At 56.3% G+C, this 437-nt stretch carries 1 protein-coding gene and 1 pseudogene; both read right to left on the bottom strand.

Going from position 1 to position 437, the window contains the following annotated elements:
- Window positions 1-90 (bottom strand): DUF4060 family protein (locus ACU8YC_RS28120; protein WP_446896413.1); only part of this gene is annotated, 90 nt, incomplete at its 3' end.
- A gap of 39 nt (window positions 91-129) precedes the next feature.
- Window positions 130-437 (bottom strand): annotated as a pseudogene (locus ACU8YC_RS28115) (enterohemolysin); the annotation flags it as partial.

Genomic DNA, 437 nt, shown 5'->3' with positions numbered 1-437 from the left:
GCCGTAGCGTTCGTGATGAGTGGCCAGCGCTATGTCACATGCTTGACGCGCTAACGTGGATTGCTGATTGCCTCGGTTCATCAGTCGCATTACATCTCCTCAATGGGAGGGAGAATCCTCCCAAATCTGTTAGCCCACGTATTCCGGTTTCATATCGGCCAGGGAGATGCTGAACTTATCGTGTAGCCCGTCGCCCAGGTGACGCCTGGCCGCCGCAAGAACTCGCTCAACTTCACCGAAACGCGCTGCTGCATCCGGTTCGTCCGGCGACGGCAGGGAGTTGACCGCGGCTTCGACCTTGCTACGTGAATCAACCCGGTAATAGCGTTTCACTGCTTTATTCTTCAGTTCGGTGAACAGGGCTGAACCCAGCGTGGCCTTCGCCCTTTCGATATCAGCGCGTAGTGCTGTGGCGCAATCAACATCCTGTTCGGCAT

This window comes from Citrobacter sp. VF227, assembly GCF_052950715.1.
This window is presented reverse-complemented; position numbering and strand designations above follow the sequence as displayed.